Genomic DNA, 19,034 nt, shown 5'->3' with positions numbered 1-19,034 from the left:
GTACTTTCCTAAAGGTATCAATTTCGGTATGCCCCGGCTGGCGAGAGAGAATGCATGCATTTCAGCCAATGAATCCGTGACCGGGATCTGTTCAGAATATCGCAGGATGCCGGGTCATGGCCGGACGGTGTGCCCGCTAAAGGGGGTCAGGAGGGGCACACGGGTGATGGGGGTGCGGGAAGAGGGAAATCAGGTAAAAGAGGGGTACGACCCCCCTGACCCTCCCTCGGTTCCGGATCTGCCGGTCATCAGGTTCAGACCGGAAACCGGGTGACGCAGGGGTCAGGGGGGTCGCTGGGATCGGATAAAAGAAATGGATTACCCCATGACCCCTTGGCACATGCTGATCCGGGGATCAGAGGAAAAACAACATTCCAGCACGGGCGACAAGGAGACCTTCAGACCGCAGCGATGACGCCGCTCACAATGGCTTCGGTGCGCCGGACGAACGGACAAGCCCCGGGTACAAGGCTGTATCTCGTGCATCTCCCTTCGTGCTGTTCGGCGATGATACTGTCTGCCCGGAAGCGCCGGATATACCACCTTACGGTTGGCGCAGTGATAGCGAGATGCCCGGCAAGCTCAGTCTGCGTGATCCCGGGACGGCTGGAAATTAATGATAAGATCCGCCCTGCGGTCGGGTTCCAGAGATGCTGGAGGACCGTGCGCTCGAGAGGTGTGTACCGTCCGTGGTTCTCGTAATAGCGGACGATCCCGTGGTCCCGCCCAACAACGATCCGCGTGGTGGATTCCAGCTGATCGAGGTGATACCGGAGGGTCTCGCGGTTCATGCCCAGTTCCGATACGATCCCTGCCAGATCGATGCCAGGCCGGGCGACGATTGCCGTGTAGACTGCAGCCCGTTCCGGATGATCGAGGACATTCTTCGGATAGATCCTACGGATACCAGAGACCCGGCCGGTTGCACCCGACGTGCCGGGAAAGACCGGGTAGGCTGAGCCGCTGCACGGCGAGGACTCCTGTCCACCCGAACGCGGGAGGGGTTCTCCCCGTGTCGTGGCTGCCGATGCCTGCCGGGACTCCTGGCAGTTACAGCCGGCAGACGGCCCTTCATTTTGCCCGGACCCTCCGTGCATCGGCATCATGGTCGAACCTGCCAGTACGCCGGATGCAGCAACGGGTGATGCTGCGACGGCAAGCATCAGGAAGATCATAGCCCATGCACTCGTGCGGATCATAATCAGGTACCTGTTCACAATTGTTACTACATAATCCTTGGTTTTGTGGCAGGAGATGGCAGATTCCGGTTTCCGGATGAAGAGGGAGGAGTCAATTGTCCCCTCCCGCATTGCACGCCTCATCATCTCCGGAAGGTTCGCATTTCGGATGCTTACTTCCCGGAAACAACTGCACTGATGTGGCCGGCATGCATCATCAGGAAGACCACGCCCACGACCACGGCAATTGCCAGCATTGTTCGTCTTTCCATAGTAATTCCTCATCTTTCCGGCCGGGACAGACATGATCAGCCGGATACCGTTCCGGGTCTACTGTGGTTTACTGCAACAGCCATTCGTTCCCGTAGCTACGACCGGTGCCTGGGACGGTACAGGCACGGTCCCGGTACTGTCCTCGACAATGAGCTTCCCGTTACCCATACCCATGTTACAGTGGATGGGGAACGTGCCGGCCGTGTCTGCGGTGAACTCGATCACGTTGTCGCTGGACTGGATGTATTTGCTGATCCCGTACCCGTCGATATTGACGGTGCTCATGCATCCGACGAGGGTGTTCGTGTCACCTTCGATCCGCACCTTCGTCCCCTGTTTGACCCGTATCTCAGCCGGGGTGTACTGGTACCCGTTGAAGCCCAACGTGAACGTCTGGGTTGTCCCGTTTCCCGGAGCGGGTACGGAAACCGGCTGCGTCGGGGATGCTGATCCCGCTGCCTGTGCTTTCAGCGTGTTCCCGGCCCCGGCGCTCGCCGGGCTGAGAACGAGAATCGCAATGATCGACACTATAATCACCACAAGTGCCGCGGTCATCGTTTTGTCCATAGTTTCAACCTCCTTTATCAAATCCAGCCTGCATTCACTACGGCATGCTCACGCCAAGCGCGAAGTACGCCGCTGTACCGATCGCCATCACCGTAACGGTAAACGCGATCGCCCCTTTGTTCTCCCGAATCCATTCGCTGATCTTCATCTGATCCACCTAGAGCCTCGCCCACCGTAGCGTGAGCGCGTTGGTTACCACCGATACACTCGACATCGCCATCGCTCCTCCCGCGATGATCGGCGAGAGGAGGATCCCGAATGATGGGTAGAGCACGCCCGCTGCAATCGGGATCCCGATAACATTGTAGACCAGCGCCCAGACCATGTTCTGCTTTATCTTGCTGACCGTCTTCCTCCCGAGCCGGATCGCCCGCGGCACGTCCTGCGGGTCCGAACGCATCAGGACGACCGTACCGGCCTCCATCGCCACGTCCGTGCCCGAGCCCATCGCGATCCCGATGTCGGCCTGGGCAAGGGCCGGCGCATCGTTGATCCCATCGCCGACCATCACGACTTTCAACCCCGACTCCTGGAGCTTCTTCACGTACACAGCCTTGTCCTGCGGAAGAACCCCGGCAAAGACATTCGTGATGCCGGCGGTCTTTGCAATCGCCCTGGCAGTCCGCTCGTTGTCGCCCGTGATCATCCAGGTCTCGATCCCGAGGATCCTGAGGTCCTCCACGGCTTTTGCGCTGGTCGGTTTTATCGTATCAGCCACGGCGATGATCGCACGCGGTACGCCGTCCACCTTCATCACCATCGCGGTCTTGCCCTCTTCCTGGAGACGGACGATCGTTTCCCCGGTGCCGGCATCAGGTATACCCTCCTCCGGTTTCCCGAGGTACACGGATCGCCCGCCTACCGTTGCCGAGACTCCGGAGCCCGGGATCGCGGAGAAGTCCGTGACATCCCCGTGAATGGCGCCCTCCGCCTTCGCGTAGTCGACGATCGCCTCGGCAAGCGGGTGTTCGGAGTTCCGTTCTACTGCATATGCGTACCCGATAAGGAGCCCGCGTTCTGCTTCCGGTCCTGCTGTGATGAAATCCGTTACTTTCGGTTTCCCTACCGTGATCGTCCCGGTTTTGTCGAAGACCACCGCGTTGATCTTATGCATCATCTCGAGGCTCTCGGCGCTCTTGATCAGGATCCCCCGCTGTGCGCCGATCCCCGTCCCTACCATGATCGCCGTCGGCGTTGCCAGGCCGAGCGAGCACGGGCAGGCCACCACGAGCACCGCGACTGCCACCATGAGGGAGAACGAGAACGGCTGCCCGAGCACGACGAACCAGACAAGGAAGGTCGTGATGGCGAGGAGGATGACGACCGGTACGAAGATACCGCTCACCTTGTCGGCGAACCGCTGGATATCTGCCTTGCTCCCCTGCGCATCCTCAACGAGCCGCACGATCTGGGAGAGGACCGTGTCGCCCCCGACTTTGGTCGCCTCGAACCGGATCACCCCGTGCTTGTTGATAGTGCCGCCGATGACACCGGAGCCCTTCGTCTTCTCGACCGGTATGCTCTCCCCGGTGATCATGCTCTCGTCGACTGCCGATCCTCCCTCGACAACCGTGCCGTCGACCGGGATCTTCCCGCCCGGCTTCACGAGCACGAGGTCGCCGACAGTCACGTCACCGATCGGGATCTCGTTCTCGGTCCCGTCCCGGATGACCGTCGCCACCTTCGGGGTGAGGCTCATCAGCTGCCGGATCGCCTCACTCGTCCTGCCTTTTGCGAGGGCCTCGAGGTACTTCCCGAGGATGACGAGCGTGATCAGGACCGCGGCGGTCTCGAAATACTGCTCTTTTACCAGCCCGAGCATCGCCGCTACGCTGTACCCGTAGGCTGCGCTCGTGCCGACCGCGATCAGCGTATCCATGCTCGCGGTCCGGTTCTTCAGGGCACTCCATGCCCCGAGGTAGAAACTCTTTCCCGCGATGAACTGGACCGGGGTGGCGAGCAGGAAGAGGACGAGCATCCGGTACGGCAGGTCCATGAAGACCATGCCGGTCAGGAGCGCCGGGATGGCAAAGATCGCGCTGAAGACGAGGAAGAACTTCAGGCTGGCGATCTCCTTCTCACGTACAAGGCGCTCGCTGTCAGGATCGGTGCCGATCTTTGACGGGTACCCTTTCGACGTGATGAGGGCCACGAGTTTCTGCTCATCGGTCTGCGATTCGTCGTACTCCACCCGGGCCTTCCGCGACGCATAGTTCACGTTGACATTCACTACCCCGGGTGCTTTCTTAAGCGCCCGCGAGATGAGGGTCGAGCAGGATGCACAGTGCATCCCCTCGACATTGATCTCAACTTTCTTCACCATAATCAGAAACTCCCGAGGACGGTACCCGCTTTCGGCCCGTACACGAAAATGACCGTCAGGGCCAGGTCTATGGCCAGCGCCATGACGATGAACCCGTTCCCGTCGATCTTCACCATCTCAGGAGTCATGTTCCCGTACTCCTTGTACAGCATATAGCTGAACGCGAGGAGAAGCGCCCCCTCGACTGCGGTGAGGATAAAGAGGAACGGGACGAGGCGGTCGAAGATCATCATGACGGAGAGCATCGCTCCCATCGTACCTGCCATCAGGCCGCCCATGATCCCTTCCATCACGCCCATGACCCCGCAGTACCGTCCCGTGTAATACCCGAAGGCCATGCCAACCGCCATGCCGACGAGGCTCCCTACAAACATCCCATCGGTCGCACCGGCAAACGCACCGATCAGGAAGCCTCCCGCCATGCCGAAGGTCATGCCGGTCATCATCCCGCACATGCACGAGAAGCTCTTCCGGAACGCATACGCGTGGTAATAGGCGAAGAGTAGCGCCACCACGGAGATCGCGGTGAGGAGCATGACACTCCAGTAAGCGGAGAGGAACCCGGGGATGCGGCTGAATACGAACATATACAGCAGTACCTGGGCAGCAAGGACAAAGAAGAGGGCGTCAAATGAGTATTTGACCAGCAGGTTCTCGGTCTCAAAGCCATTCTCCCCGGTGTACACGGATCTGATGAAATCGATCCCACGATGAATGGACCCCGCCTCGAACCCATCCTGTGCCTCCTCGCCAGGGAGGAGGGTCTGGTACCCCTTTTCGAGGAGCGTGTTCCGGATCTCATTGAGCTGTTTGCCTGAACTGCAGGCGAGCACGATCCGGTTGTTCACCATATCGAACTCCCTGATACAGGCACCCTCGAATTTCATGACGGTACGCTCGATGATCTTCCCGCAGGAATCGCAGTGCATACCGTGGAGGGTGAGTTCTGCCTCGGTGAGTTTACCGTTCACTTCCCGGGCACCGGATGCATCCGGGGTACCTGCGCCTGAGGGGATCTTGTCTGCGTTCACCTTCTTCGCTGGTGCGGCCGGGGTACGGCGGGGCTTTCGTTTCTCTAGTGTATCTTTTGTATCGTCCATGGGGTCCTGCCTGAAAGTACCGCACTATGGTTCAGACGGAGAAACCCTCTCCTCGGATCGCGGTTTTGATCTTCTCAAGAGTCTCATTCGAATCGTACGCTACGGTAACTGCACCGGTGGCGTGGTCGACTGACACGGCCTTCGCACCCTTGATCTCGCTTATCGCATCTTCAACGAGCATCTTGCAGGCGGTACAGTGCATTCCCGAAACCTTCAGTGTCGTTTCCATCGTTCTACCTCGTTTTAACAAGAATCTCTTTTGAGCAAGTATCCGTTGGGAGGATCATATAAAATGTGTTCTCACAGGATCATCTCCGTATTCCCTGAACCGGGAGACGAACTTGTGATAAGAGGTATAATAACTCTGGTCTGACACTGTTTCAAACCGGCCATGAAGAATGAAACGCCACGGATCTGCCGGGAAAATGAGTAATCTGCATGATGCCACACACACCCATACCGGAAACCCCGCACCGCAGTCTTCGGACCGTGCTTATCGGCATTGCAATAGTGCTTCTCCTTGCCGCAGTACTCATCCCGCCGGTCTCCGCCCACTGCCCGTTATGCACTGCCGGCGCGGCGGTGGGAGTCGGCATCGCCCGGGCACTGGGGGTCGATGACGCGATCGTCGGGCTCTGGCTCGGGGCATTTGTGGCGGCCTCTGCGTTATGGATCGACCGGATCCTCATCAAAAAAGGGATCCGGTATCCCCTCCAGGGACCAATACTCGTAGTCATCTCCTTCCTGGCATTCGCCATCCCCCTGTATTACGCGGGAATCATCACGGATACCGGGATTGTGCGATCGATGCCGGATTACCACAGCCTCCTCGGGATGGAAACGTTCGGGTTCGACCGGTTATTCTCCGGCTTGGTCGTCGGCACCATCCTGGTCACGGGGGTCTTCACCACCAGCGATTACATCACGGCAAAGCGGGGAATGCGGTTGTTCGGCTACCAGGGGATGATCCTGATGGCCGCAGCACTTGTCATCGCCACGGTACTCGTATGGAAAACAGGATAAAAAAGGTCAGTATCATGGACAAAAAGTATCTCATAAGTATCGCAGTCATCCTTGCGCTCGCGGGAGTGACGATCTTCGTCTTCCTGCCTCACGGTGCGCAGGCTTCCCAGGGGAACTCCACCCTTCCGGCGTATGCGCTCACGAGCGACAGGATAAAAGAGGCATATATCTTTGCCCGGGACAACCCGGAGAAACTGGACGGCATCCGCTGCTATTGCGGCTGCATGCAGATGGCCCACAACGGAAGGATTCACAAGCGGGGGCTGCTCGACTGTTTCATCCAGGAGGACGGGTCATATGATTCACACGGCGCGTACTGCCAGATGTGTGTCGATGACACCCTCCAGGTAAAGTCACTGTACGCACAGGGCATGACAAAGACCCGGATCCAGGCAGTCATCGATGCGAAACATGCCACGGGACAGTGAGGGGATGTTCCCTGCAGAAAGAATAAAATTGGTAAACCGATAGCATCGTTCAGGTCAATTACATTTCAGAGGGATATCATTGACACAGGAAACCAAGCCAGAAGAAGAGTCCCCACGCGGAGTATCCGTCCCGTCTTCGAAGAACGCTACCGCGCTCCTGCCGGGGAAATGGAGACTTATCGCCCCCCTGGGGGGGATTTTCATCATTCTCATCGCATTTCTCGCGTTCTCCTCCGGTTTTTTTCCCCCTGCCCCGGGGAATGCCGTCACGCCGTCCGCATGCGGGGATAAAGTTCTCCAGTTTGTCAACGCGAACCTTGTCCAGCCCGGAACCTCTGCATCCCTTGTCTCTGTGAGTAATACCGGGGGCATCTATGCATTCACCCTCCGGTACCAGTCACAGAACACGACGGTGTTCACAACCGGCGACTGCACCAATCTCTTCGTCAACCCGATTAACATGAGTGCACCTGCCGCACCTCCGGTCCAGCAGCAGCCACCGAAAAAATCCTCCCGCCCGGAGGCAGACCTGTACGTGATGGCGTTCTGCCCCTACGGCACCCAGGCAGAAACAGCGATGGGGCCGGTTGAGGACCTCCTGGGATCGAAGGCCGACATCCGGATCCGGTACATTACCACGATCAGTGGCAACACGACAGACTCCGTCCAGTCCCTGCACGGCAAGGCGGAGGCACAGGAAGACCTCCGGCAGGTCTGCATCAACCAGGATTATCCGGGCCAGCTCTGGAATTACGTGAAGCTGTTCGACGAACAGTGTTATCCCCAGCGGGGGAATGAGACAGCGTTCGAGGCCTGCCAGCAGAATGTGACCTCCGCATTGAATATGGACGCAGCGAAGATCACCTCTTGCGCCACCGGGTCCGACGGGCTGGCGCTCCTCAAAGCCGATGAGATGGATGCAGGCGCGAACGGGATCTCGGGCTCCCCCACGCTGCTCGTCAACGGTGTGGAGTATTCCGGTGCCCGTACACCGGAGGCATACAAGGAGGCGATCTGCAATAGTTTTGATACGGCGCCTTCTGAATGCACCACCACGCTCTCCAACGCGACAACAACCAACAGTGGCGGTGGATGCGCATAATCATTTTTTCCGGCCACCATTTTCAACGGTGGCCGACTCTATTCTGGTAAAAATAACACACCATCGGGAAGGAGTGGCAATTTCGGATGCAGATGCCGGAGGAGAAGTATGAAGGATAGAAAACTGAAGGAACTCCTTTCTCCCTCCCCGCTGGGGCGGTAAGGTCCGTTTTTTTGACAGGACCGGATCCCGGTATCTCCCCTGGATCGGATGATCGGTCACCCGCGACTCGATCTCCAGCCCGTATTTCTGGATATCTGCCACTGTATCGTTGCTAAATGGGGTCATTTCTTTGCCCATAAAGGCATTCAGATTGCCAATACATGGCTGAAATGGCCGTTTCCCGGAATCAGGGTGCGTCTTTTCGCTGAAATGTTGCCTGCCGGACTCCCGTAAGGGGTAATCGGAGGCTGAAATGGCTCATGTTGACTGCATCTCAGAAAACCTCCCCAATCCTCCCGATACCGCGACAAAGGAGAAGAAGAGTACCGGAGGGAACTTTCGCACGTCCAAATGGTTGAGCTACCGATTGTACAGGTGCTCCAGCACATTCAGGTATTCGCGGTTGTCAGTATAGATAAAAAAACCGATTGCATCAGATGAAGTGAAAATCCTTATTTAAGAGTATCACCGGCGGGGCACTCGTTCAGAGCGGCGCATCGGTGATGTTGATCCCGGCATTGACCATACGCTCGCGGATCAGGTCTGCTACATCGAACTGTTTCCGGGCCCGGAGCTCAGCCCGGATATCGTGCAGCACACTCAAAGGTGCGCTCGTCTCGCGCAGGAAATTGATACCGAGGATCGCGCCGTACTCCCGTAGGGCACTGATATCCCCGCTTGCAGCAAGTCCCTGGACCGCCGCAAGTGCCATCGGGGTATTGAGGTCCGCCTCCATCGCTTCCCTGAATGCCTTCCTGCCGGCCTCGTTCACACCGTAGTCCTTCTTTGCCACTGCACGTATGTGTTCGAGTGCCTTTGCCGCATTGGCCATTCCCTCTTCGGTTGCCTGGAGCGGGGAGCGGTAATGCGAGAGGAGGATGAAGTACCGGAGCACATCCTTGTTCCAGGACTTCAGAGCATCCCGTATGGTGACGAAGTTCCCGAGGGACTTGGACATCTTCTCTCCCTTCACGGTCAGGAACCCCGTGTGCAGCCAGTACCTGACCATCGGGTGTTTTCCTTCCAGCGACTCCATCTGCGCAATCTCCGCCTCGTGATGGGGGAAGATCAGGTCCAGTCCGCCGCCATGCATGTCGTACTGCTGCCCGAAGTATTTCTCGGAGATCGCTGTGTCCTCGATATGCCAGCCGGGCCTGCCCCGGCCCCACGGGGAATCCCAGGTATACTCGCCGTACTCCCCGGTCTTCCAGAGTGCAAAATCGTGCGGATTGTGTTTTGTGGCATCCGTCACGCGGCTGACGCGTTTTGCCCGTTCCTGACCAGAGAGTTCCCCATTGCCATCGAACGTGTCCAGGTTGAAATAGACCCCGTTCTCCGTGACATAGGCCACACCCCGGGCGATCAGGCGCTCCACCTGGTCGATGATCTCCGGGATATGGGTAGTGGCCCGGGCATAGTAACTGACTGCATCGATACCGAGGCTGTGCATGTCCCGGAGGTATTCGGTCTCGAACTTCCGGGAGAGCTCGTTCTGGGATATGCCCTCCTCCTTGGCACGGTTGATGATCTTGTCGTCCACGTCCGTGATATTCTGGAGATAGAAGACTTCCTTACCAGTCGACCGGAGGTACTTTACCAGCACGTCGAAGACCACATAGGTCCGGGCATGGCCCAGGTGCGAATAATCGTAGACCGTGGGACCGCAGACAAACAGGTACACCCTGTCCGGGTGAAGGGTCACGAGCGGCTCTACGGTTTTCGATAACGTGCTGTACAGTTCCATGACAATCTTCCGATACTAAGCGCCGGCGGAGGGAGTCGAACCCCCAGACATCCGCTTTGCAGGCGAAGGCATTAAACCGTTCTGCCACACCGGCCCTGGTACTGATCGTGTTGTGTATCCCCCGGGAATCACTGAATCCTTACGATATAAACCCGGTTCATCCGGGACGCATCTTCCGGAATCCTGCAACGATAGAAATTATCAGCAGTGTGCCTGAGGCGAGCGGGGATATTCGGGGGAAATGATCTTGCCTCAATCACTCCATTTCCTGCACAGTATAAATCATTCAGGCGATTAAAAACCTCGCATTCAGGCCAAATTTGACAGGACTGTTACTACTGCCCTGTTTCCCGGCTGCCGGCCCCGGTCTGCCGTTCATGGCCAATGATGGAGGGGGGATCTGGACAGAACTGCCCTGACGAAGACATGCCTCTATCTCCAGAAAATCAGGCAGGATCCGGAAATCGCCCATATCTCTACATTTTTATAACCCCGGGGTCAACAGGTAGTAGCCAAAATCACGATCGTGAACATGACCCAGATTACCACCGGACCGGGAACAGGGAAGGTCGTTCCCGGCAATACAATCCCTGGAGTGCGAGGTTGCGTGGCCCCTGCAGAGAGTGTACGCAACCATCCCGGTGTTTCCGGCACCCGTATCTCCGCTCCTTTTTCAGCTTGTCGGCAGTAACTGCCACCCCGGGCCACCGGCAATCATGCTTTTTGCCGGATGCTGGTGAATTCCCGTGCACCTGTTTTCCTGATGTACAGGAAATTCGCGAGAGAAAGGAGATGCAAAAATGAACCAGATGGAGGACGACGATGAGATATTATGACAGCATTGGAGAACTGATCGGGAACACCCCGCTGGTCCGGCTCAATAAGGTGATGCCGGAAGGGACGCGGCCGCTCGTGCTTGCAAAAGTCGAGAGCTTCAATCCCGGAGGGAGTGTCAAGGACAGGACGGCAGCGAACATGGTGGACCAGGCGGAACGGGCAGGGCTGATCCGGCCCGGGGGAACGATTGTCGAGCCCACCGCGGGAAATACCGGGGCAGGCCTCGCGATTGCAGCGGTGCTGCGCGGGTACAAAGTGATCTTCACCCTGCCCGAGAAGATGAGCATGGAGAAGGAATATCTGCTGCGGGCATACGGGGCGGAAGTGATCCGGACCCCGACCAACGTGCCGCCCGACGATGAGCGCAGTTACTACAAGGTGGCAGCGAGAGTGGCCCGTGAGACCCCGGGTGGTTTTGTCCCCAACCAGTTCGAGAACCCGAACAACCCGGCTGCGCATTATGCCACGACCGGCCCGGAGATCTGGCGGGACACCGGTGGTCATGTCACCCACTTCGTTGCCGGTCTCGGGACCGGAGGGACGATCTCCGGTGCCGCACGCTATCTCAAGGAGAAGAACCCTGATATCAAAATCATCGGCGTGGACCCCGAGGGCTCCCTCTACCACCACGTCTTTCACGGTACGGAACCTCACCTTCACCCCTACAAAACGGAGGGGACGGGAGAGGATTTCATACCGAAGACCGTGGACATGGCAGTCCTGGACGACATGATCGCCGTTGAAGACAGGGATGCCTTCCGGATGACGCGGCGCCTTGCCCGCGAGGAAGGGCTCCTCGTCGGCGGGACATCGGGCGCCTCTGTCTTTGCCGCGGCACAGGTCGCAAAGGACCTTACCGAAAAAGACGTACTCGTGGTGCTGCTCCCGGACACCGGGCGTAATTACCTGAGTTCGATCTTCAACGACGAGTGGATGAAGGCCAATGGATTCGCGGATGTGATCTGATATGGGCTTCGATACCCAGGCAATCCATGCCGGCGAGGAGCCGGATTTTGACGGGCATCCCAGCGGTGACGTGGTGGTCCCGATCCACCTCTCATCCACCTTTGCCCGAAGAGATGTAGACGAGCCAACTGGGGGCTTTGAGTATTCCCGGAGCGGGAACCCCACACGGTTTGCACTCGAGAAGAAACTGGCAGCGATTGAGGGGGCCCGGTACGGTCTTGCGTTCTCCTCGGGGCTTGCCGCGGAGACCACGCTCTGCTTAAGCCTCCTGAAAGCAGGAGACCACGTGGTCGCCTTCGACGACCTTTACGGGGGGACCCGGCGCCTCTTCACCCGGGTCTTCCAGGAAAATTATGGCATCGGCTTCTCGTACGCCGATGCCCGGGACCCGGAGAATATCAAAGCAGCGATCCGCAAGGACACAAAGATTATCTGGCTGGAGTCGCCGACAAATCCGTTGCTCCGGCTCTGTGATATCCGTGCGATCGCGGGGATCGCCCACGATGCAGGGGCACGGGTCGTGGTAGACAACACATTTGCAAGCCCGTACTTCCAGCAGCCGATCGGGCTTGGGGCTGATGTTGTAGTCCACAGCACGACCAAGTACATCAACGGCCATAGCGATTCGATCGGCGGGGCACTTGTCACGTCCGATGAAGAACTCTTCCGGAAACTCCGCTTCCACCAGAATACCGCGGGCGGGATCCTCTCGCCGTTCGACAGTTTCCTGGTCTCACGGGGGATCAAGACACTGGCGCTGCGGATGAAGCGGCACGAGAAGAATGCGCTTGCTGTGGCTGAGTTCCTGTCAGGGCATGCGAAGGTTGCCGCCGTCTACTATCCCGGCCTCGCCTCGCACCCCCAGCATGCGTTGGCCCGTAAGCAGATGAAAGGGTTCTCGGGTATGCTCTCCGTTGAGCTGAAAGGTGGGGAGGCCGAGACCAGGAAGTTCCTCCGGCACCTGCACCTCTTCGCGCTCGCAGAGAGTCTCGGGGGCGTCGAGTCCCTGATCGAACACCCGGCAACGATGACGCATGCTTCGATCCCTCCGTCGGAACGCAAAAAAGTGGGTATCAGTGATACCCTGGTGCGGATCTCCGTGGGGATCGAGAACGCTGACGACCTTCTCGCGGATCTCGACCAGGCACTGGGAACCATCTGATCATGTTCTGCCGGGCAAAACCGGCACCGGTTCAACTATTTTTTCCATCCGGCCCCGGGATATACAGGAGGAAGTTGTCCAGCACAGTTCAGGGGAATCTCCCGACCGTGAGGGGGACTCGAGAGGCCCGTCCCGGTACCTGCCGGCCCGGATGTCCCGGGTTCCGGACTATATAGCCGGGTATCGTGCGTTCCTGACGTTTTTTAAACGGATTAAAAAAGATCCGGGATAGATCCGGGGAGATTCAGGTGATCATCGTGGAGAGTGATCTGCTTTTCGCCATCTCTGCAGCGGATGCGGCAAATACCAGCTGGTCCTGGACCCGGCTGCCTTCTGCAAAGGAAGCCAGGGAATCCGGGGCGGGCATGGACGGGCTCCTGAATCCCAGTTCTGTACAGGAAGGAATGATATGCCAGTACAGGACCTTTCTCCTGAACTGGTCGCTGTCCCGGAAAAACCCGTACCCGAGGGTTCCGTAGCTCACAGCTGTTCCGCCTCCTGTGCAGCAAACTGCCCGAAGACGGCATTGGACGAATAATCATAGTAGTGCATGAGGGTGCAGACAGTGTTCATGTGGGTACGTGCCCGTTCGAAACGGCCGAGAACCTGAACGGTATCAAGGTACAGTTCAACCAGATCCTCGGTTGTTCCATATGACTCATCGTCCTGGAGGTTTGCCAGGTGCTGAAAGAAGAACCGGTCGTGCAGGTGCAGGTGGTTCCTCGCAACAGCTACCGCCCTGTCAAGCTCGTCAACCGCGGTGACGATGGCGGATAGGTTGTTGAGAATTTTATGCCGGTATTCCCGGCGCTTCTCGCGGTCTATAGTTGTCTGCATGGTTAGTATACAGGTCGCCTTGTATGCATATAAGGAATATTTTAGGGGCAAAAATTGCACAAATTTATGAGCGACAGAAATAATTTTTCGGGGGAACACGGGCGCAGGTAAGAACTTCAACGGCGTAAACAGCCATTTCAACGGGTTATCCGGTTTCCCTGCACATTGTCCGGCACCCCTGGGACCTGACCGTGAGCCCGATCAAGATCTACGTGGTCCCCGCGGGCTCTGCCACATCGTCTTTGGTGTTTTCGCCAATCCCTGTTTGATCCACTAAATGGGAAAATCTGAGAAATTACCAATCTCTGCCAACCATGTCACTACGGCGATATTACCAATTTCATTTTCCAAATACTTCAGGCCATTTTTGCGGATTTCTACATCGGTAAATACCATACAGTTCGATAAAGTCGTTGAGGATTTTGAAAAAACCCCAAAATCTCCGAGGATACGATCGTCCTATCCAAGAGGGTAATAAATGGGAAGGTTCTTTGGGGTAAATCAAAATCGTCTGTCGTGAAACAATCTTTGACACGGCATATCTGGAGTACAACAAACGGAGTTGACTTTTCATGGCAAAAGCATATTTGAAAATTGATATAGATACTGGAAAAGAGAATGAAGTAAAAGCTGCATTGAAAAAGATCAGCGGAGTAAAAAGTGCAGACTTTGTAACAGGAACGCAGGATCTTCTGGCATCAATTGAAGGTAAAAATTATGAAGAAATCGTGACAAAAACTTTGAGTGAAGTAAGGAAGGTCAAGGGGATAAAAAAGACGATAACAGACTTTGTGTTTGAATGGGCTTGATAGTCTGAACAATTTCCTGAAACATCAAAAACCCCCTTATCTTCGATAGTAACATCGGGCAGATTCCGGGAGTCCATCCATTCTCATGGATGGGAAGCCCGCCCCCGGCAGCGTTCATTCTCGGTATGCCATTCGGGATCATCATTCATCCCTGTAATACCGCAACCGTTACGGTTCTCATTGCCCTCGCATCAACAGCATCCGGCGTGATTGGAGGGCTGGGCGCATTCCTCGTTTGCGGTCTTAGGATAAACGTGCCCTGATGAGGGATCATTTAATGGATGATAGTCCGGTTCCTGTGGATGAGTCTTTCTTCAGGCATTTCCTTCGACGACGCAGAAACTATATGTATTGACAACAGTGAAGTACTACCATAATTCACGATTGTGAATTTTCCCGGAGTTCGGATGACGGGTCAACCGGCCCTCATGAGGGAAACAACAGGAGCGGATTCCCCCGTTCCCAGTCAGTCCGCCCATCCGGGCAAATACATCCGAGGGGGTGAAAAACCTGGCAAAACTGGTAGCTCTTGTCTCAGGTGGTATTGATTCACCGGTTGCGGCCTATCTCATGATCCGCCGCGGCGTCGAGATCGTGGCCGTCCACATGGACAACCGCCCGTTCACGGATGACAAAAACCTCGACAAGGCCCTGCACCTGGTCCGTCACCTCCGGGACCTGACCGGGAGCCCGATCAGGACATACGTAGTTCCCCATGGACCAAACCATATCGTCTTTGCCCGGAACTGCAACCGCCACCTGCACTGCCTCTTCTGCCGGCGCATGATGTACCGGGTAGCGGAACGGATAGCGGAACGGGAGGGAGCGGTCGGGATCCTGACCGGTGAGTCGATGGGGCAGGTGGCCTCGCAGACCGTCCAGAACATCAACGTAGTGAACCAGGTCGCGAAGCTGCCGATCATCCGTCCGCTCATCGGCCTTGACAAAGTCGAGATCATCGAAATCGCCCGGAGGATCGGGACATATGAGATCTCCACGCTCCCGGGCCTCTGCTGCACCATCGTGCCCAAACAACCCTCGACAGCCGCAAAACTCCCGGATGTGCTTGCCGAAGAGGGGAAGATCGATATCAACGCGCTTGTAGAGAAGTCTCTGGAGGGGATGTATGTACTCGCTCCTGAAGCCCTGTAAGACCTCGGCCGCGTTCGAGGCGATCCCCCGGGAACGGTTCAGCCTCGACCTTGACCGGTGCGAGGAGATCTTAAGACCTGTCTGCACGATCGTAGCCCATGCCGGTGTCCTCCTGATCGTGAACGACCGGTGCGAGGTCTCGATCCACCGGGACGGGCGCCTCATCCTGAAGACAGATGTACAGGATCTTGCGATGGAGCAGGCCGGACGCATTGCCGGCTGGCTGGATGGAACGGATGCGATGCGGAAGCACTGCAATTCCCGGGGACCGGAACAGCGCCCCCGCAACTGAGGAAAAGAGCGCGGCCCAAAACCGGGTTCCGGATACCCGCCGGCCGGGAGTCTTGCGGGGAGTTACAACCCGATATACCGGGCATAGAGCGAACGTGCCGCAGCCTCATCCTTCGTCCCTTTGATGATCACCCGTCCATCCCGGAAGATGGAGAGCTCATCTGTTCCTGACCGGAAGGTGAGCATGTATGGAGTGAATTTTACCTCACCGAGTGGTTTGAGCCTTACCTCCAGTTCCTCGAGCGGGATCTCCATCGGAGCTGCAGGCGTGATCTGGATCGCGTCACGCCCGCAGAGCGAGGTGATCATCTCCCGGGACACGGCATCCAGGAAGTCCAGCTGCCCCTCCCCGCAGCACGGGCAGTCCGCCCGCCGCCGCACTGCCATCCGGTCGAACGTCTGCCGCCATGCGTCGATATGGACCAGGTACGCAGTCTCATTTCTGGCCTCGAACCTGCCCGTGAGGATCTCGTAAGCGAGGGTGCATTCAAGGGATGCGATGAGACCCGGGATCGTGTTCAGGACCCCTGCAATGTCGCAGGTAGGCAGCATGCCGGGTGCGGGAAGCGACGGTATGAGGCACCGGAAACAGGGAGTGCTGCCTGGCAGGATCGGCATCACCATGCCGCTGGTCCCGACAGCACCGGCATAGATCCAGGGAATATGGTGCTTTACACAGACATCGTTGATGAGAAACCGGGTCTGGAGGTTGTCGGTGCCGTCAAGGATCACATCCGCACCGACAAGGAATTTTTCGGCATTCGATACGTTCAGGTCTTTTGTATGGGCCTCAACCGCAACAGAACTGTTGATCTTCCCCAGGATTTCAGCAGCAGAAACGGCCTTCGGGCGGTTGATATCCTCTTCGGTGTACAGGATCTGCCGCTGCAGGTTGTGCAGTTCCACAAGATCGCGGTCGATCAGCACGACCTGCCCGATCCCGGCCCGAACCAGGAAATTCGCAGCAGAACTTCCCATGGCCCCAAGGCCGACGATGACCACCCGGCTATCGTTGAGCCTGTGCTGCCCTTCCGTACCTATCTCGGGGAGGAGGCTCTGGCGACAGTACCGGTCCTGAGACCGGTTGCCGGGATCCGGCGGCGTCCCGGCACCATCTCCTTCCGTGGGTTTCATCTGGTCATCACCTGCCTCCCGGAAGTTCAGCGTTCCCAGTCTCCTGCGATCTTCCTTACGGCATCAACGAGCAGGTCTGCATCTTCGATCGTATTGTAACAGTGCAGGCTTGCCCTCACCGTCCCGTCCGCAAGGCCCAGGTGCTGCATGAGGGGCATGCAGCAGTGGTGGCCCGACCGGACCATGATGTCTGCCTCCCCGTCGAGCATGACGGCAACGTCATGGGGGTTGAGCCCCCGTATCGTGAACGAGATGACCCCGATCCGGTCCCCTGCCGGCCCGGGCCCGAAGACCTCCACGTTCCCTATCCCGGCAAGGCCTGCGAGGATGCGGCGGGTGAGATCCTGCTCGTGGCGTTGTATATCCTCCATGCCGAGCGCTTCCAGGTACCCGACGGCACGGCCAAGGCCGATGGCCCCGGATATATTCGGGGTCCCTGCCTCGTACCGCTCGTAACCGCCCGTGAGGGTATATCCCGCAGCAGTGACCTGCTCAATACTTCCGCCACCGACGAGCAGGGGCTCGAGACCGGGATTCTTCATGAAAAGGACCCCGGTACCTGTGGGACCGAGCATCTTGTGCCCGGAGAAGCAGAGATAGTCGCAGCCCAGCTGTTCCACGTCAACTGGTATATGGGGGACTGACTGGGACCCGTCAACAAGGAGGAGCGCTCCGTGGTCATGGCAGATTTTTGCAAACTCGCCGACGGGCACCACATTCCCGAGCACGTTGGAGGCATGGGTGATGGCCACGAGCCGGGTCTTCTTCGTGATGACTGCTTCAAGGGCAGACGGGTCCAGGGTTCCATCCGGTCCGGGGGTGAGCAGACGGAGATCGATCCCCTGCCGGTCGCGGAGGCGCATCCAGGGAAGGAGATTGCTGTGGTGCTCGACAAGGCTCGTGATCACCTCGTCTCCGTTCTGCCACGGGAGTCCCGAGGCCACCGTGTTGATCGCCTCGGTGGAGTTCCGGGTAAAGACGAGTTCCCCCTCCTGCGCATGGATGAATTTTCTGACCTTCTCGTGGGCATCCCGGTACTTCTGGGAGGCCTGCTGGGCGAGCCTGTGGACTCCCCGGCCGGCATTTGCCCGGTACCTGCGCTCGTACTCGAGCATTTCCTGAAGGACCGGTTCCGGCGAGAGGCTCGTCGCGGCACTGTCCAGGTAGCAGACCTCGGAGAGGAGGGGGAAATCCTTCCGGATATCAGCGGGAATCATGGAACCCCGCGGAATGGATTCTTACCTCGAAGCATGCAGCGATCTCCTGCGTTCATATGAGTGTCCTTTTCATGTTCCGGCATAAGCGTTCACATCAATCGTTTGTATCCGGGTTGGGCGATCCTTCATATATCCGGGGCTTGGTTTCCTCCGGGACGTATCGGTTTCTCCCCGTGAATTTACCCTCGTAAATGATCCTGTGCAGGAGCACCTCCACAACGGGAAGAGTTCACGGGAAGTGAGCCCCATGATTCAGGCTCCCAGAACTTTCTGCTGGATCATCAGGATGGCGATACCGATGAGCAGGATACCAAATACTTTTTTGATATGGTCTGGGTGGATCCTCGGGGCAAGGGATGCCCCGGCATAGGCACCGACCGCTGCACCTCCCCCATACATGACAAGAAACGGCAACGAGAGGTGCCCGAGAAGAGCATGGGTTGTGGCACCCGTGACGGAGGTGGGGATGATCGTAAGGAGAGAGGTTGCAACTGCGAAATGTACCGGGATGCCGGCACCAATAAGCGCCGGTACGAAGAACGCCCCGCCGCTGGTCCCGGTGATCCCGCTCACGAGACCGCCCATTGCGCCCCAGACCAGCAGGTGGAGACAGGGAATCCGGACCGTTCTGTCCTGATTACCGGAATCGGGATTTTCCACGGAGACGGCCGGCCCCCACGTGATCACCGGTACCAGCCGCAGGGACGGGATGAGCATCTGCAGGGACAT

20 protein-coding genes and 1 tRNA gene are annotated in these 19,034 nt (G+C 57.7%); 9 read left to right on the top strand and 12 right to left on the bottom strand.

The genetic code is table 11. From position 1 onward, the window contains the following. Positions 1-398: 398 nt before the first annotated feature. From ABSE13_RS09640 to ABSE13_RS09620, 5 genes are all read right to left on the bottom strand, one after another. Complete coding sequence (locus tag ABSE13_RS09640; protein WP_424028308.1) at positions 399-1,325, bottom strand: winged helix-turn-helix transcriptional regulator; 927 nt, start codon at positions 1,323-1,325, stop codon at positions 399-401. 183 nt (positions 1,326-1,508) lie between these two features. Beyond that, the gene (locus tag ABSE13_RS09635; RefSeq protein ID WP_424028307.1) at positions 1,509-2,018 is read right to left on the bottom strand and encodes a cupredoxin domain-containing protein; all 510 of its coding nucleotides are present in this window, start codon (positions 2,016-2,018) and stop codon (positions 1,509-1,511) included. Between the two features lie 157 nt (positions 2,019-2,175). Next, on the bottom strand, positions 2,176-4,341 hold the full coding sequence (locus ABSE13_RS09630; RefSeq protein ID WP_424028306.1) for a heavy metal translocating P-type ATPase: 2,166 nt from the start codon (positions 4,339-4,341) through the stop codon (positions 2,176-2,178). A 2-nt stretch (positions 4,342-4,343) separates the two neighbouring features. Further along, positions 4,344-5,441 (bottom strand): hypothetical protein, encoded by a 1,098-nt coding sequence (locus ABSE13_RS09625; RefSeq protein ID WP_424028305.1) that lies wholly within the window; start codon positions 5,439-5,441, stop codon positions 4,344-4,346. Between the two features lie 31 nt (positions 5,442-5,472). Then, positions 5,473-5,670 (bottom strand): heavy-metal-associated domain-containing protein, encoded by a 198-nt coding sequence (locus tag ABSE13_RS09620; protein ID WP_424028304.1) that lies wholly within the window; start codon positions 5,668-5,670, stop codon positions 5,473-5,475. 209 nt (positions 5,671-5,879) lie between these two features. Between ABSE13_RS09620 and ABSE13_RS09615 the strand changes: the two genes are divergently transcribed. The 3 genes from ABSE13_RS09615 to ABSE13_RS09605 all read left to right on the top strand — a co-directional run bounded on the left by ABSE13_RS09615 (position 5,880) and on the right by ABSE13_RS09605 (position 7,994). Beyond that, a complete protein-coding gene (locus tag ABSE13_RS09615; RefSeq protein ID WP_424028303.1) occupies positions 5,880-6,464 on the top strand; it encodes a hypothetical protein in 585 nt (194 codons plus the stop codon). A gap of 14 nt (positions 6,465-6,478) precedes the next feature. Continuing rightward, positions 6,479-6,892 carry a PCYCGC motif-containing (lipo)protein gene (locus ABSE13_RS09610; protein WP_424028302.1) on the top strand — a complete coding sequence of 138 codons (414 nt, stop codon included), beginning with the start codon at positions 6,479-6,481 and terminating at the stop codon, positions 6,890-6,892. A gap of 79 nt (positions 6,893-6,971) precedes the next feature. Beyond that, a complete protein-coding gene (locus ABSE13_RS09605; protein ID WP_424028301.1) occupies positions 6,972-7,994 on the top strand; it encodes a DsbA family protein in 1,023 nt (340 codons plus the stop codon). 646 nt (positions 7,995-8,640) lie between these two features. Here the strand turns inward: ABSE13_RS09605 and cysS are convergent. Both cysS and ABSE13_RS09595 read right to left on the bottom strand, forming a co-directional pair. Continuing rightward, a complete protein-coding gene (gene cysS / locus ABSE13_RS09600) occupies positions 8,641-9,900 on the bottom strand; it encodes a cysteine--tRNA ligase (RefSeq protein ID WP_424028300.1) in 1,260 nt (419 codons plus the stop codon). 20 nt (positions 9,901-9,920) lie between these two features. Further along, positions 9,921-9,994: transfer RNA gene (locus ABSE13_RS09595), tRNA-Cys, on the bottom strand. 728 nt (positions 9,995-10,722) lie between these two features. Between ABSE13_RS09595 and ABSE13_RS09590 the strand changes: the two genes are divergently transcribed. Both ABSE13_RS09590 and ABSE13_RS09585 read left to right on the top strand, forming a co-directional pair. Continuing rightward, entirely contained in the window at positions 10,723-11,703 is a 981-nt protein-coding gene (locus ABSE13_RS09590) for a PLP-dependent cysteine synthase family protein (RefSeq protein WP_424028299.1), read from the top strand. Position 11,704: 1 nt separating this feature from the next. Further along, positions 11,705-12,865 (top strand): cystathionine gamma-synthase, encoded by a 1,161-nt coding sequence (locus tag ABSE13_RS09585; RefSeq protein WP_424028298.1) that lies wholly within the window; start codon positions 11,705-11,707, stop codon positions 12,863-12,865. Positions 12,866-13,109: 244 nt separating this feature from the next. Here ABSE13_RS09585 and ABSE13_RS09580 read toward each other — a convergent pair whose 3' ends face one another. Both ABSE13_RS09580 and ABSE13_RS09575 read right to left on the bottom strand, forming a co-directional pair. Then, on the bottom strand, positions 13,110-13,349 hold the full coding sequence (locus ABSE13_RS09580) for a hypothetical protein (RefSeq protein ID WP_424028297.1): 240 nt from the start codon (positions 13,347-13,349) through the stop codon (positions 13,110-13,112). Continuing rightward, positions 13,346-13,702, bottom strand: a complete 357-nt coding sequence (locus ABSE13_RS09575) for a hypothetical protein (protein WP_424028296.1) — start codon at positions 13,700-13,702, stop codon at positions 13,346-13,348. The genes ABSE13_RS09580 and ABSE13_RS09575 overlap by 4 nt, the downstream gene beginning before the upstream one ends. Before the next feature lie 572 nt (positions 13,703-14,274). Between ABSE13_RS09575 and ABSE13_RS09570 the strand changes: the two genes are divergently transcribed. From ABSE13_RS09570 to ABSE13_RS09555, 4 genes are all read left to right on the top strand, one after another. After that, entirely contained in the window at positions 14,275-14,511 is a 237-nt protein-coding gene (locus ABSE13_RS09570; RefSeq protein ID WP_424028295.1) for an Lrp/AsnC ligand binding domain-containing protein, read from the top strand. Positions 14,512-14,600: 89 nt separating this feature from the next. After that, positions 14,601-14,774, top strand: a complete 174-nt coding sequence (locus ABSE13_RS09565) for a hypothetical protein (RefSeq protein ID WP_424028294.1) — start codon at positions 14,601-14,603, stop codon at positions 14,772-14,774. A 238-nt stretch (positions 14,775-15,012) separates the two neighbouring features. After that, positions 15,013-15,663, top strand: a complete 651-nt coding sequence (locus tag ABSE13_RS09560) for a tRNA sulfurtransferase (RefSeq protein ID WP_424028293.1) — start codon at positions 15,013-15,015, stop codon at positions 15,661-15,663. Further along, complete coding sequence (locus tag ABSE13_RS09555) at positions 15,638-15,955, top strand: hypothetical protein (RefSeq protein WP_424028292.1); 318 nt, start codon at positions 15,638-15,640, stop codon at positions 15,953-15,955. The genes ABSE13_RS09560 and ABSE13_RS09555 overlap by 26 nt, the downstream gene beginning before the upstream one ends. 62 nt (positions 15,956-16,017) lie before the next feature. Here ABSE13_RS09555 and ABSE13_RS09550 read toward each other — a convergent pair whose 3' ends face one another. The 3 genes from ABSE13_RS09550 to ABSE13_RS09540 form a co-directional block, all read right to left on the bottom strand. Beyond that, the gene (locus tag ABSE13_RS09550; protein ID WP_424028291.1) at positions 16,018-17,088 is read right to left on the bottom strand and encodes a ThiF family adenylyltransferase; all 1,071 of its coding nucleotides are present in this window, start codon (positions 17,086-17,088) and stop codon (positions 16,018-16,020) included. Positions 17,089-17,114: 26 nt separating this feature from the next. Beyond that, positions 17,115-18,305, bottom strand: a complete 1,191-nt coding sequence (locus ABSE13_RS09545; RefSeq protein ID WP_424028290.1) for a cysteine desulfurase — start codon at positions 18,303-18,305, stop codon at positions 17,115-17,117. 252 nt (positions 18,306-18,557) lie between these two features. Further along, positions 18,558-19,034: sulfite exporter TauE/SafE family protein (locus ABSE13_RS09540; protein WP_424028289.1), on the bottom strand; the 477-nt coding region annotated here is incomplete at its 5' end.

The organism is Methanoregula sp., from assembly GCF_049518935.1.
Classification (GTDB): Archaea; Halobacteriota; Methanomicrobia; order Methanomicrobiales; family Methanospirillaceae; genus Methanoregula.
The sequence above is the reverse complement of the archived record's forward strand: the minus strand, read 5'-3'. Positions and strand labels throughout refer to the sequence as shown.